This window comes from Scandinavium sp. UTDF21-P1B, assembly GCF_040750395.1.
GTDB lineage: Bacteria > Pseudomonadota > Gammaproteobacteria > Enterobacterales > Enterobacteriaceae > Scandinavium.
In genome coordinates, this window is sequence record NZ_JBFLVD010000005.1 from 39,632 (window position 1) to 53,225 (window position 13,594).

Genomic DNA, 13,594 nt, shown 5'->3' on the forward strand with positions numbered 1-13,594 from the left:
GTAAAAAAGGACTTAACGCAGTAATGATTACTCCCCTCGATCTCACCCCGCACTTTGCGCAGGAAGGCGGGCAGCCATTTAAAGATCGTCATGCCACCATGCCGTGGCGCGGCGCGATGCCTGTCGCCAAAGAAGCCCTTCAGTCCAGCTGGCAGGGGCTGCTGAACCAGGCAACGCCTGCCCGCAAACGACTTCTTTATTTGCATATTCCCTTTTGCGCCACGCACTGCACCTTTTGTGGCTTCTACCAGAATCGCTTTGAAGAAGATCATTGTGCCCTTTACACCGATGCCCTGCTGCGTGAAATCGCGATGGAAGCCGACAGTCCTCTTCATCAGTCGGCCCCCATTCATGCTGTCTATTTCGGCGGCGGGACTCCTTCCGCCCTCTCTGCGCGCGATCTTGGCCGTATTATCACCGCCTTGCGTGAACAGCTGCCGCTGGCGCCCGATTGCGAAATCACGATTGAAGGCCGGGTACTGAATTTTGATGATAATCGCATTGATGCCTGCCTGGATGCGGGCGCCAATCGGTTCTCCATTGGTATTCAGTCTTTCAACAGCAAAATCCGTAAAAAAATGGCCCGGACCTCCGATGGCCCGACGGCACGCGCCTTTATGGAAGGGCTGGTGAAGCGCGATCGCGCAGCGGTAGTGTGCGACCTGCTGTTTGGTCTGCCGGGGCAGAGTGCAGAATTGTGGGCGGAAGATTTAGCCATTGCCCGGGATATCGGCCTGGACGGTGTCGATCTGTACGCGCTAAACCTGCTGCCACAAACCCCGCTGGGTAAAGCTGTGGCCGCCGGACGCGTCACCCTTCCCTCCCCCGCCGGGCGTCGCGATCTCTATCTTCAGGGCTATGAATTTATGGAGCAGGCTGGATGGCGCTGCATCAGCAACAGCCACTGGGCGCGTACCACCCGTGAGCGCAACCTGTACAACCTGCTGATAAAACAAGGTGCAGACTGCCTGGCGCTGGGATCAGGGGCTGGCGGATCGGTCAACGGCTGGTCGTGGATGGTCGAGCGCAACCTTAACGCCTGGCATGACGCTATCGCCGCCGGAAAAAAACCGCTCATGATGATGATGCGTACTTCGGAGCAAGGCTTTCAGTGGCGGCACGCGCTGCAGGCTGGCGTCGAAACCGCTCGTATCCCGCTGGCTGAACTCACCCCTCACGCAGCGGAACTCGCCCCGCTGCTGGCGCAGTGGCATAAAGCAGGCCTGACCAAAGATGCCTCCGATTGCATCCGCTTAACGCGCGAAGGCCGCTTCTGGGCCAGCAATATTTTGCAGTCGCTTCAGGAACTGATTCAGCAACTTAATACGCCACGCATTGTGGTCAGACAATCATAAAAAGGAGTAACCCATGAGCCATGTCTCTTTACACGATTTCATGAAAACCGAGCCTGACGGCACCCTGGAAGCGATTGCTGCACAGTATGGCGTGACGCTGCTGGAGGTGGTGAAAAACCTGCCGTCGCATACGCTGCTCAACGGCGATCGATTCGATGCCGTATGGGACAGCATCGCCGAATGGGGTAACGTGACCACGCTGGTGCACACCGCTGACGTGATTCTGGAATTCACGGGTGAATTGCCCTCCGGTTTTCATCGCCACGGTTACTTCAACCTGCGGGGTAAAAAGGGGATGACGGGCCATATCAAAGCAGAGAACTGCACCCATATCGCGCTGGTCGAACGTAAATTTATGGCAATGGATACCGCCTCGATTCTGTTCTTCAACGCCGCAGGCAGTGCGATGTTTAAAATTTTCCTCGGACGCGACGACCACCGTCAGTTGCTGGCCGCACAGGTTGAGGCTTTCCGCGCGCTGGGGCAGACGCTCAAAGAGGCAACGGTATGAAACCATGGTTAATTTTTGGGGCTGGTGGCACGGGCGTCGGTGCGCTGACGGCTGACATCGCGCTTCAGCAGCAACGCCCGGTTTACGCGCTGGTACGCAATCCACAAGCAGCAGAGCGCCTGCGGGCAAAAGGCGTTCAGGTTGTTGTAGGAGATGCCTGCGACGGTGAACGAGTGGCGGAAATTTGCGCGCGGGCGGGAAACCGCGCTCTGGTTATCTCAACCCTGGGTGGCGAGGCTGAATATCTGGCGAACCGCACCATCATTGATACAGCTGAACGCGCCGGTCTCAACCAGATGATTCTGGTGACCTCACTGGGCTGCGGCGACAGCTGGTCCTGGCTATCCGATCGCGCCAAGGCGGCCTTTGGTCAGGCGGTTCGTGAAAAGTCACTGGCCGAAAGCTGGCTGCAAACCAGCCCGCTCGATTTTGCCATTGTGCGCCCGGGCGGTCTGCTTAACGGCGCGCCAACGGGTAAAGCTGAACGCTCGCAGAGAAAAGAGGCTCATGGTCTGGTGATGCGTGCCGACGTTGCCGCACACGTTGCTGAGCTGGCTGGGCAGCCGTTGTTGAACAACCAGATTTATAGCCTGACTGAGCCGGGGCTGAAACCCGCCTGATGTCCTGGCGGCAGTGAAAGCTGCCGTCCCGGAGGGAGATTTGCCTGTTGAAGGATTCACTTTCATCGCTGAGCGTCTGTATTGGGCTGGCCTTCATCCTCTTCGCGCTGACGCTGGTGGCAGCCAGCCAGGGGGCGATGAAGATTGGTTTACTGTCCCTGATGGACGAGACCCGTCGCGATATCTGGCTCAACATCCGTTTGCCGCGCGTACTGCTGGCCGTTCTGGTTGGCGGTGCGCTGGCGGCGTCCGGCGTGTTGATGCAGGGGCTGTTTCGTAACCCCATGGCGGACCCCGGTCTGCTGGGGGTAAGCAGCGGTTCCGCGCTGATGGTTGGTGTAGCGATTGTCTTCCCCGTCGCGCTGCCCGCCGTATTTATGCTCTATGAGCAGATGATGTTCGCCATTGGCGGCAGCCTCATCGTCTGCGCGGTCATTTTTTTAATCAGCATGCGTCATTCCCACGGCGGAATGATGCAGCTTTTACTGGCGGGCATTGCCATTAATGCCGTGTGTGGTGCAGCCATTGGCGTACTGAGCTACGTCGGCGACGAACAGCAGCTGCGCCAGCTCACCCTGTGGATGATGGGCAGCCTCGGTCAGGCACAATGGCCGACGCTGGCAGTAGCGGCAAGCGTGATTCTGCCAGCGCTTATTGGGACGCTGTGGCTGGCTAACGCCCTGAATCTCCTTCAGTTGGGTGATGAAGAAGCCCACTATCTTGGCGTTAACGTCAGTCGCAAAAGGCAGCAGCTGTTGCTGCTCAGCTCAGTGCTGGTCGGCACGGCGGTCTCCGTCAGCGGCGTCATCGGATTTATTGGGCTGGTCGTGCCTCATCTTGTGCGCATGCTCCTCGGTGCCGATCACCGCTGGCTGCTGCCCTGCTCAACCCTTGCGGGCGCCTGCCTGCTCCTGGTGGCAGACACGCTGGCACGCACGCTGGTACAGCCAGCAGAGATGCCGGTGGGCTTACTCACCAGCCTGCTTGGCGGGCCCTGGTTTCTGTGGCTGATTTTGCGGACAAGGAGGGGGATGTGATTGAAGCGCATAAGCTTAGCTACAGCATTCAGGGACGCAAGCTGACCGATAACGTCTCTTTCACCCTGCTCGGTGGCGAAATCGTGGCCATCCTTGGCCCTAACGGTGCAGGAAAATCAACCCTGCTGCGCCAGCTGACCGGCTACCTGAAACCTGATACCGGCGAATGCCGGCTGTTTGGCAAACCGATCGCAGCATGGCAGACCGCCGAGCTGGCAAAAACGCGGGCCGTGATGCGGCAAAACAGCCACATGGCTTTCCCGTTTAGCGTACTGGAAGTGATTCGCATGGGGCGACACCCGCACCGTTCCCGCAATGGACGTGATGAGACCGGACACATCATAGCCCTGTGCGGCTGCGAAACGCTGCTCTCGCGTGATTATCGTCATCTGTCAGGCGGAGAGCAGCAGCGCGTTCAGCTCGCGCGTTTGCTGGTCCAGCTCTGGGAGCCCGTGCCGTCGCCAAAATGGCTGTTTCTCGACGAGCCCACCTCAGCGCTCGATATTCATCACCAGCAGCAACTGTTTCGCTTACTGCGAACGCTGGTGAATGAGCGGCAGTTTAACGTCTGCTGCGTGCTGCACGATCTCAACCTGGCTTCCCGTTATGCGGACAGGCTCCTCCTGCTGGAAGAAGGAAAAGTCGTGACCAACGGTACGCCGCAGGCGGTTCTCACCCAGAGCCAGTTAACACGGCTGTATCGCGCGGATTTGTCTGTCCAGACCTCGCCAGACGATCCTGCACCGCTGATTGTGCTCGAACGTTAATCCCTTTGACAAAACCCCTTGACCTTCCAGTTGCTGGAAGGTTTAACCTTTATCACAGTTGGTAAATTCACTGAGGTAAAAGGAGCCTGAGTATGTCTCAAACTATCAATCTGACGCTGGATGGCCTCTCCTGTGGCCACTGCGTCAAACGCGTGAAAGAAAGTCTGGAGCAGCGTCCTGATGTCGAAAGCGCTGAAGTGACCATCGACCATGCCGCCGTCACCGGCAGTGCCAGCGCCGGGCAGCTGATCGAAACCGTTAAACAGGCCGGATACGGGGCGGAGCTCAGCCACCCAAAGGCTAACCCGCTGGCAGAGTCATCACTCCCGTCGGAAGCACTGACAGCGGCCCCAACCGAGCTTCCGGCAGCCGATGACCTCGACGACAGCCTGCAGCTGTTGATCAACGGCATGAGCTGCGCCAGCTGTGTCTCCCGGGTACAAAATGCGCTTGCCGCAGTACCGGGCGTCACCCAGGCACGGGTCAATCTGGCGGAACGCACGGCGCTGGTTATGGGCAGTGCGTCCGCCTCTGATTTAGTCCAGGCGGTGGAAAAAGCGGGCTACGGCGCCGAGGCCATCGAAGATGATCTGAAGCGCCGTGAACGCCAGCAGGAAACCGCGATCGCCACCATGAAACGGTTCCGCTGGCAGGCCATTGTCGCCCTGCTGGTCGGTATTCCGGTGATGGTCTGGGGCATGCTCGGCGACAACATGATGGTCACCGACGCCAACCGTACGCTGTGGCTGATCATCGGCCTGATTACGCTCGGCGTGATGGTCTTCGCGGGCGGCCACTTTTATTCCAGCGCGTGGAAAAGCCTGAAAAATCGCACCGCGACTATGGATACCCTTGTAGCACTCGGCACCGGTGTGGCGTGGCTCTATTCGATGAGCGTCAACCTGTGGCCGCAGTGGTTCCCGATGGAGGCACGGCATCTCTACTATGAAGCCAGTGCAATGATCATCGGTCTGATTAATCTCGGCCATATGCTGGAAGCCCGCGCCCGCCAGCGCTCCTCCAAAGCGCTGGAAAAATTGCTCGACCTCACCCCGCCAACCGCACGCGTGGTGACGGAGGAAGGTGAAAACTCCGTGCCGCTGGCAGACGTTCAGCCGGGCATGACGCTGCGCCTCACGACCGGCGATCGCGTGCCTGTCGACGGGGAAATCACCGAGGGCGAAGCCTGGTTTGACGAAGCGATGCTAACCGGCGAGCCCGTACCGCAGCAAAAAAGCAGCGGTGAAAGCATTCATGCCGGGACGGTGGTGCAGGACGGTAGCGTACTGTTCCGCGCAAGCGCCGTCGGTAGCCACACCACGCTGTCGCGCATTATCCGCATGGTGCGCCAGGCGCAAAGCAGTAAGCCGGAAATCGGCCAGCTGGCAGACAGAATTTCCGCCGTGTTTGTGCCCACGGTGGTGGCAATTGCGCTGTTCAGCGCCGCTATCTGGTACTTCTTCGGCCCGGCGCCGCAGATTGTCTACACCCTGGTGATTGCCACCACGGTGCTGATCATCGCCTGCCCTTGTGCGCTGGGTCTGGCAACGCCGATGTCGATTATCGCCGGGGTCGGGCGCGCTGCGGAATACGGCGTGCTGGTCCGCGATGCCGATGCGCTACAGCGCGCAAGCGAACTCGATACGCTGGTGTTCGACAAAACAGGCACGCTGACCGAAGGGAAACCTCAGGTCGTGGCGGTAAAAACCTGGGGTGATATTACGCAGAGCGAGGCGTTGCGACTCGCCGCCGCGCTGGAGCAGGGTTCAAGCCACCCGCTGGCCCATGCCATCATCGAAAAAGCAGCCGCTGAGTCGCTGCCAAAGGTCAATGCATTCCGTACGCTGCGAGGTCTTGGCGTGAGCGGTGAAGCGGACGGTCATGCACTCTTATTAGGAAACCAGGCGCTGCTGAGTGAGCAGCAGGTGGCGAACGCCGAGGCTGACGCTGAGGTTCAGGCGCAGGCAGCGAAAGGTGCCACGCCGGTGCTGCTGGCGGTTGATGGCAAAATCGCCGCGCTGTTTGCCATTCGCGATCCGCTGCGTAAAGACAGCGTTACGGCACTCACTCGTCTGCATCGCGAAGGCTATCGCCTGGTAATGCTGACCGGGGATAACCCGACGACCGCCAACGCGATTGCAAAAGAAGCCGGTATTGATGAAGTGATTGCCGGCGTGCTGCCGGACGGCAAAGCCGAAGCCATTAAAACGCTTCAGGCAGAAGGCCGCAAAGTGGCGATGGTCGGCGACGGCATCAACGATGCCCCGGCGCTGGCGCAGGCGGAAGTGGGCATTGCGATGGGCGGTGGCAGCGACGTCGCCATCGAAACCGCAGCTATCACCCTGATGCGCCACAGCCTGACGGGCGTGGCCGACGCACTGGCGATTTCACGCGCCACGCTGCGCAACATGAAGCAGAACCTGCTGGGGGCGTTTATCTATAACTCGCTCGGTATCCCCATTGCCGCCGGGATCCTCTGGCCGCTGACCGGCACGTTGCTGAACCCCGTGGTTGCCGGGGCGGCGATGGCGCTGTCGTCCATCACCGTGGTCAGCAACGCCAACCGCCTGCTGCGCTTTAAGCCAAAAGCGTAACGCAAACGCCAGCCCAAAAGGCTGGCGTTTGCACCTGTGCAGGCAACGCGCTAGCATGATCTTTTCTTCAGGGAGCGCGTATGGGACTGTTTCACCGGATAAAAACTTCGCTGTGCGCTCTGGTTAGTGGGCGCTACGCGTGGCCCGGGCTCGACATATCGCTGCCTGGTGGGCAGCGCCTGCATCTGGTCGGCAGCATTCATATGGGCACGCGCGATATGGCGCCGCTGCCGCCGCGGCTGATCAAACTGATTCATCAGGCCGATGCGCTGATCGTAGAAGCGGATATCTCAGGTAACGAAACCCCTTTTCGCGATCTTCCGCCCTGCCCGCCGCTTCGCGAGCGTTTAAGCAAATCCCAATATCAACATCTGGAAACGTTGAGCGACGAACTCGGCCTGTCACTTGCCCTGTTTGATACACAGCCACTGTGGCAAATCGCCATGGTGCTGCAGGCGACTCAGGCACAAAAACTTGGTTTGCGCCCCGATTACGGTATTGATTATCAGCTGCTGAACTGCGCACGCGAAACTCAGCGCCCGGTGATCGAACTGGAAGGATCGGAGAGTCAGATTGCGCTACTGCGCGAACTGCCGGACGGTGGACTCTCTTTACTCGACGATACGCTGATCCACTGGCACACCAATGCCCGGTTGCTGCAGGTGATGATCGGCTGGTGGATGGAGCAACCGCCCATTGAGCCGCCGTCGCTTCCCAACACGTTCAGCCATTCGCTGTACGACGTGCTGATGCATCAGCGCAATCTGGCCTGGTGCGACAAACTGCATGCTCTGCCGCCCGGACGCTACGTCGTGGCCGTGGGCGCGCTGCATTTATATGGGGAAGGGAATCTGCCGTCGATGCTGAAAACATAGCCGGGATAAAAAAGCGGCCAATATTTCTATTGGCCCGTCAAAGAGGAATTTCATCATTATTATTATCCCGAAGTTAGCACTCCGGATCTTTCGATTGTCGCTCAAAGTGTCCATCACTGCCAACACAATTGCGCAAGATAGTACTATTTTTTCAGCAATCTTCAGGCGTATGCTGTTTCCCGTTTACTCCGGCTGTAAGAAGGATTGTTATGACGCCCGCCGTTAAGTTACTCGAAAAAAACAAGATTGCTTTTCAGGTTCACAGTTACGATCACGATCCCAACGAAACCAACTTTGGCGATGAAGTGGTGCGCAAACTCGGCCTGAACGCCGACCAGGTTTACAAAACCCTGCTGGTGGCCGTAAACGGGGACATGAAGCATCTCGCCGTTGCCGTCACGCCGGTTGCCACGCAGCTCGATCTGAAAAAAGTCGCTAAAGCTTTAGGGGCAAAGAAAGTGGATATGGCCGATCCGATGGTTGCTCAGCGCACCACCGGCTACCTGGTAGGCGGCATCAGCCCGCTCGGTCAGAAAAAACGCCTGCCGACGCTGATCGATGCCCCGGCACAGAGCTTCCCGACGATCTATGTTTCTGGCGGCAAACGAGGGCTGGATATCGAACTGGCGGCAGACGATCTGGCGAAGATACTGGACGCGAAGTTTGCCGATATTGCGCGACGGGATTAAACACCGTGCCAGGATTAGTTCTGTAAGCCGCATCCGGCACCGGTGTTTTCCGTTTTGCCTGATGCGCTACGCTTATCAGGCCTACAAAACTGACGGGTATGCACCAGACGTTTTTCGTAGGCCGGATAAGGCGAAGCCGCATCCGGCATTTTTCAGGCTACTGCCAGCTCACTTCCCCTTTCGGTTCGTAAGCATTCACATCCAGCGGTGAATTCTGTTCGATATATTGCTTCAGCACTTCGGCATCGATAAACCCGGTATTTACATAGCCCGGTTTGGTGTCGATATGCGGATAGCCATCGCCGCCCGTGGCGTTAAAGCTGAGCGTTGCCATACGGTATTTTTTGTTCGGGTCGACCGGCTCGCCTTTGATTTTCAGGTCATTCAGCTGGCCGCCTTTCGCCACAAAGCTGACGTTGGCAAACTGCGGATACGCGCCGGAGTCCGGCTTCATTTGCGCAACGGCAGTCAGGTATTCTGTCACCTCTTTGCCCGTCATATCGACATACACCACAATATTGCCGAACGGCTGAACCTTCAGGACGTCTTTGTAGGTGATTTTTCCCGCCTCGATGGAGTCGCGGATCCCGCCGCCGCTCATGACCGCGAAGTCTGCGTTAGTGCGCGCCATTTGCGCCGCGAGGATCAGATGGCCCATGTTCGTCTGGACGAAGCGCACCTTGCTGCGATCGCCTTCAAGATGGCCATTTACGTCACCCACTTTCACGGACAGCTGTGCTTTACCTTTGTTCTGGAACGGCGTCAGCAGCGACAGCATCTGTGGGTTCTCCGGGATTTGCGGCGTGTAAAGTACGCGCTCACTTTGCCCGTTGTCATAGGTGATCTTCTTCTTCAGATTGACCGGAATCAGCTGATAGTGCACCAGCTTCATCTCACCGTTGCGGAACTCGAAGTCTGCGCGGCCCACGTATTTCCCCCATTCGTGAGCCTGCACAATCCAGATACCGTTTTGCTTATCCGGCGCACAAGGCGTGCCCGGCACGTAATCAACCTGCTTTTTGTTTTCGGAGGCCATGCAAACCGGATCCTGTGAGTGACCACCCACAATCATCGCCAGCGAACCGGCAGGCAGGCTGCGCGCCATTTCGACGTCGCCCGGCGCGTTCGAGCCGTGGTTACCGTTGTCGTAATGCCCCATGTGGGTGGCGGCGAGGATCACGTCAGGTTTCTGCGTCTGCTGCAGCTCCTGGATAACCAGCTTCGCTTCTTCCGCCGGGTTGCGGAATTCGATATCGGTGAAGTTTTCCGGATTACCGATTTTTGCGGTATCGTCGGTGGTTAAGCCAATCACGGCAATTTTCAGCCCCTGGCGGTTGAACAGCGCCCAGGGTTTAAACAGGCGCTCGCCGGTACTTTTCTGGTAAATATTGGCGGAGAGGAACGGGAATTTGACCCACTTTTCCTGCTGGCGAATCACGCTCAGCGGATGATCGAATTCGTGGTTGCCGACGGCCATCGCATCATAGCCAATCAGGTTCATGCCGCGAAAATCGGGCTCGGCATCCTGCAGGTCCGACTCCGGCACGCCGGTGTTGATATCACCGCCGGACAGCAGCAGCACGCTGCCGCCTTCTGCTGCAACCTCTTTACGGATCCCGTCCACCAGCGTCTTTTGCGCGGCCAGGCCGTATTCACCGTACTCGCTGCGCCAGAAATGCCCGTGGTGATCGTTGGTGTGCAGGATGGTTATTTTATAGGTTTTATCCTGCTCATAAGCGCTGGCCTGCAGGCTACCCAGCAGACCCGCCGCCAGCATCGCCAGCACCACGCCGCGTTTCAACAATGTCATGACTCTCTCCCTGAATAAATTTCAACTGCCGAAATTACAATGAGTAACAAGCATAGACAAATATGTTTTCAGAATTGAGACTTTCTTCAAACGGCGGAGACCGTTATCTTAGTCTGATAATTATTACAGATAAGATTTTACCCAACGTCGCTATCGCTCCATTAACTTAAGTGAACTTCTATGGCAATCAGTGAAACCAGTCCGACGCTGCCCGGCAGCGCTGCGCCGAAGCCAAAATCAAAAACCTCCTTTGGCATCCTCGGGGCAATCAGTCTTTCTCACCTGCTCAACGATATGATCCAGTCGCTGATTCTGGCGATTTATCCGCTATTGCAGTCTGAGTTTTCGCTCACCTTTGTGCAGATCGGGATGATTACGCTCACCTTCCAACTGACCTCTTCTCTGCTACAGCCGGTAGTGGGCTACTGGACCGACAAATATCCGATGCCGTGGTCGCTGCCGATTGGTATGTGCTTTACCCTGAGCGGCCTGGTGCTGCTGGCCATGGCGGGCAGCTTTGAGGCCGTGGTGCTGGCCGCCGCGCTGGTGGGCACCGGTTCTTCTGTATTCCATCCGGAATCGTCGCGCGTGGCGCGTATGGCTTCTGGCGGACGCCATGGCCTGGCGCAGTCGCTGTTCCAGGTTGGCGGCAACTTCGGTAGCTCGTTGGGCCCTCTGCTGGCGGCGCTGATCATCGCGCCTTACGGGAAAGGTAACGTAGGCTGGTTCGTGCTCGCCGCGCTGCTGGCCATTGTCGTGCTGGCGCAAATCAGCCGCTGGTACGCCGCACAGCACCGTATGAACAAAGGCAAACCCAAAGCGGCCATTGTTAACCCGCTGCCGCGGAACAAAGTGATTCTGGCCGTTTGCGTGCTGCTTCTGCTGATTTTCTCAAAATACTTCTATATGGCGAGCATCAGCAGCTATTACACCTTTTATCTGATGCATAAGTTTGGATTATCGGTACAAAATGCCCAGTTTCATTTGTTTGCATTCCTGTTTGCCGTTGCTGCAGGAACCGTCATTGGCGGGCCCGTTGGCGATAAGATTGGGCGTAAATATGTGATTTGGGGCTCTATCCTGGGCGTTGCACCATTCACGCTTGTTTTACCTTATGCATCACTCGAATGGACCGGTATTCTGACGGTGATCATTGGTTTTATCCTCGCGTCGGCGTTTTCCGCCATCCTGGTGTACGCTCAGGAGCTTTTACCGGGCCGAATTGGCATGGTTTCAGGTCTGTTCTTTGGTTTTGCTTTCGGCATGGGTGGCTTGGGGGCTGCGGTTCTCGGCGTGGTTGCTGACCATACCAGCATCGAAGAAGTCTACAAAATCTGCGCTTTCCTGCCATTACTGGGGATGTTGACCATATTCCTGCCTGACAATCGTCATAAAGCCTGAATAACTTGCCGTCAGAGTGAAATTCTGACGGCTATTTACCTACGTTTTATCAGCATTCCCGACCATTAATAGCCTCTCTTTTTCCCATCTGTGCGTTTTCCCTCTTTAATTCTGTTTTTCTTCAAAATTCAACAATTATTCATAAACAGATTGCTGAGAATTGTCATAAACTATTACCTGGTTTTTTGGCGTTTTCGCCAGAAATGGATCTACCAGCCACGAAAGGAGACGGAATGCACCACGCCACACCGCTAATCACCACCATTGTAGGGGGGCTTGTCCTCGCCTTTATCTTCGGCATGATTGCCAACAAACTGCGCATTTCACCTCTGGTGGGTTATTTGTTAGCCGGTGTGCTGTCAGGGCCGTTTACTCCAGGCTTTGTAGCCGATACCAAACTGGCGCCGGAGCTGGCGGAGCTCGGCGTCATCCTGCTGATGTTCGGCGTCGGCCTGCACTTCTCTCTGAAAGATTTGATGGCGGTAAAGGCCATCGCCATTCCCGGCGCAATTGCCCAGATTGCGGTGGCAACGTTGCTGGGTATGGCGCTTGCAGCGGGATTAGGCTGGTCGCTGATGACCGGCATCGTCTTTGGACTGTGTCTCTCAACCGCCAGTACCGTGGTGCTGCTGCGTGCGCTTGAGGAGAGGCAGCTGATAGACAGTCAGCGAGGGCAAATCGCTATCGGCTGGCTGATCGTGGAAGATCTGGTGATGGTGCTGACGCTGGTCATGCTGCCGGCCATCGCCAGCATGATGGAACAGGGCGACGTGGGCTTTGCCACGCTCGCCCTCGATTTAGGCCTGACAATCGGTAAAGTCATCGCGTTTATCGCCGTAATGCTACTGGTGGGTCGCCGCCTGGTGCCGTGGATCATGGCGCGGAGCGCTGCTACCGGCTCCCGCGAGCTGTTCACCCTTTCCGTGCTGGCGCTGGCGCTGGGCATCGCTTTCGGTGCTGTCGAACTGTTTGACGTTTCCTTCGCGCTCGGCGCATTCTTCGCCGGAATGGTGCTGAATGAATCCGAACTGAGCCACCGTGCCGCCCACGACACGCTGCCGCTGCGCGATGCCTTCGCGGTACTGTTCTTTGTTTCAGTCGGCATGCTGTTCGATCCGATGGTGCTGGTTAACCAGCCGATGGCGGTACTCGGCACGCTGGCAATCATCATCTTCGGTAAATCTCTTGCCGCCTTTATTCTGGTGCGCCTGTTCGGCCACTCCCAACGTACCGCGCTGACCATTGCCGCAAGCCTTGCGCAGATTGGTGAGTTTGCCTTTATCCTGGCCGGGCTTGGCATCGCGCTGGATCTGCTGCCGCAGGCCGGACAGAATCTGGTGCTGGCGGGTGCGATCCTGTCAATTATGCTCAACCCGATACTGTTTGCGGTGCTGGAAAAATACCTCGATAAAACCGAAACCCTTGAGGAACAAACGCTGGAAGAAGCGCTGGAAGATGAGAAGCAAATTCCGGTGGATATCTGCAATCACGCGCTGCTGGTCGGTTATGGCCGCGTCGGCAGCCTGCTTGGTGAGAAGCTGATGGCGCAGGGTATCCCGCTGGTGGTCATTGAAACCTCACGTACGCGCGTGGACGAGCTGCGAGAGCGCGGCATCCGTGCGGTGCTGGGGAACGCGGCAAGCGAAGAGATCATGAACCTGGCGCACCTCGACTGCGCCCGCTGGCTGCTGCTGACCATCCCGAACGGCTACGAAGCCGGGGAAATTGTCGCCTCCGCTCGCGAGAAATGCCCAAATATCGAGATTATCGCCCGTGCGCATTACGACGATGAGGTGGAGTACATCACCGAACGCGGCGCGAATAAGGTGGTAATGGGCGAACGTGAGATTGCCAATACGATGCTGACGCTGCTGGAAAGCCCGCCGGTGGACGAAGCGGTGACGGGATAATTCACATTGCCTGCTGGCGCTCCGC

General features: G+C 57.4%; 11 protein-coding genes. 10 read left to right on the top strand and 1 reads right to left on the bottom strand.

The features are described from left to right. The first annotated feature begins 23 nt into the window (after positions 1-23). The 8 genes from hutW to ybaK all read left to right on the top strand — a co-directional run bounded on the left by hutW (position 24) and on the right by ybaK (position 8,448). Positions 24-1,355 (top strand): heme anaerobic degradation radical SAM methyltransferase ChuW/HutW, encoded by a 1,332-nt coding sequence (gene hutW / locus AB1287_RS01910; protein ID WP_435616784.1) that lies wholly within the window; start codon positions 24-26, stop codon positions 1,353-1,355. Between the two features lie 13 nt (positions 1,356-1,368). Beyond that, positions 1,369-1,866, top strand: a complete 498-nt coding sequence (gene hutX, locus AB1287_RS01915) for a heme utilization cystosolic carrier protein HutX (protein WP_312624678.1) — start codon at positions 1,369-1,371, stop codon at positions 1,864-1,866. Next, positions 1,863-2,486: an SDR family oxidoreductase gene (locus tag AB1287_RS01920; RefSeq protein ID WP_312624679.1), complete on the top strand. Its 624-nt coding sequence runs from the start codon at positions 1,863-1,865 to the stop codon at positions 2,484-2,486. Before hutX ends, AB1287_RS01920 begins: the two co-directional genes overlap by 4 nt. A 44-nt stretch (positions 2,487-2,530) precedes the next feature. Next, on the top strand, positions 2,531-3,523 hold the full coding sequence (locus AB1287_RS01925) for a FecCD family ABC transporter permease (RefSeq protein ID WP_435616874.1): 993 nt from the start codon (positions 2,531-2,533) through the stop codon (positions 3,521-3,523). Beyond that, positions 3,520-4,290: a heme ABC transporter ATP-binding protein gene (locus tag AB1287_RS01930; protein WP_435616785.1), complete on the top strand. Its 771-nt coding sequence runs from the start codon at positions 3,520-3,522 to the stop codon at positions 4,288-4,290. Before AB1287_RS01925 ends, AB1287_RS01930 begins: the two co-directional genes overlap by 4 nt. 92 nt (positions 4,291-4,382) lie before the next feature. Beyond that, positions 4,383-6,884, top strand: coding sequence for a copper-exporting P-type ATPase CopA (gene copA / locus AB1287_RS01935; protein WP_435616786.1), 2,502 nt, complete (start codon positions 4,383-4,385; stop codon positions 6,882-6,884). A gap of 80 nt (positions 6,885-6,964) precedes the next feature. Then, on the top strand, positions 6,965-7,759 hold the full coding sequence (locus tag AB1287_RS01940) for a TraB/GumN family protein (RefSeq protein WP_435616787.1): 795 nt from the start codon (positions 6,965-6,967) through the stop codon (positions 7,757-7,759). A gap of 209 nt (positions 7,760-7,968) precedes the next feature. After that, positions 7,969-8,448 carry a Cys-tRNA(Pro)/Cys-tRNA(Cys) deacylase YbaK gene (ybaK, locus tag AB1287_RS01945; protein WP_312624683.1) on the top strand — a complete coding sequence of 160 codons (480 nt, stop codon included), beginning with the start codon at positions 7,969-7,971 and terminating at the stop codon, positions 8,446-8,448. A gap of 157 nt (positions 8,449-8,605) precedes the next feature. Here ybaK and ushA read toward each other — a convergent pair whose 3' ends face one another. Then, complete coding sequence (gene ushA, locus AB1287_RS01950) at positions 8,606-10,258, bottom strand: bifunctional UDP-sugar hydrolase/5'-nucleotidase UshA (RefSeq protein ID WP_435616788.1); 1,653 nt, start codon at positions 10,256-10,258, stop codon at positions 8,606-8,608. Positions 10,259-10,438: 180 nt separating this feature from the next. Here ushA and AB1287_RS01955 point away from each other — a divergent pair, with 180 nt between their 5' ends. Together AB1287_RS01955 and ybaL are read left to right on the top strand one after the other, a co-directional pair. After that, positions 10,439-11,659 (top strand): MFS transporter, encoded by a 1,221-nt coding sequence (locus AB1287_RS01955; RefSeq protein ID WP_435616789.1) that lies wholly within the window; start codon positions 10,439-10,441, stop codon positions 11,657-11,659. Between the two features lie 233 nt (positions 11,660-11,892). Then, entirely contained in the window at positions 11,893-13,569 is a 1,677-nt protein-coding gene (ybaL, locus tag AB1287_RS01960) for a YbaL family putative K(+) efflux transporter (RefSeq protein WP_435616790.1), read from the top strand. The last annotated feature ends 25 nt before the right edge of the window (positions 13,570-13,594 follow it).

Bases quoted from the DNA above. Each gene is read 5' to 3' on its own strand.
- hutX (WP_312624678.1), top strand. From the start codon at position 1,369: ATGAGCCATGTCTCTTTACACGATTTCATGAAAACCGAGCCTGACGGC.
- ybaK (WP_312624683.1), top strand. From the start codon at position 7,969: ATGACGCCCGCCGTTAAGTTACTCGAAAAAAACAAGATTGCTTTTCAG.
- AB1287_RS01920 (WP_312624679.1), top strand. From the start codon at position 1,863: ATGAAACCATGGTTAATTTTTGGGGCTGGTGGCACGGGCGTCGGTGCG.
- copA (WP_435616786.1), top strand. From the start codon at position 4,383: ATGTCTCAAACTATCAATCTGACGCTGGATGGCCTCTCCTGTGGCCAC.
- hutW (WP_435616784.1), top strand. From the start codon at position 24: ATGATTACTCCCCTCGATCTCACCCCGCACTTTGCGCAGGAAGGCGGG.
- AB1287_RS01955 (WP_435616789.1), top strand. From the start codon at position 10,439: ATGGCAATCAGTGAAACCAGTCCGACGCTGCCCGGCAGCGCTGCGCCG.
- AB1287_RS01940 (WP_435616787.1), top strand. From the start codon at position 6,965: ATGGGACTGTTTCACCGGATAAAAACTTCGCTGTGCGCTCTGGTTAGT.
- ushA (WP_435616788.1), bottom strand. From the start codon at position 10,258: ATGACATTGTTGAAACGCGGCGTGGTGCTGGCGATGCTGGCGGCGGGT.
- ybaL (WP_435616790.1), top strand. From the start codon at position 11,893: ATGCACCACGCCACACCGCTAATCACCACCATTGTAGGGGGGCTTGTC.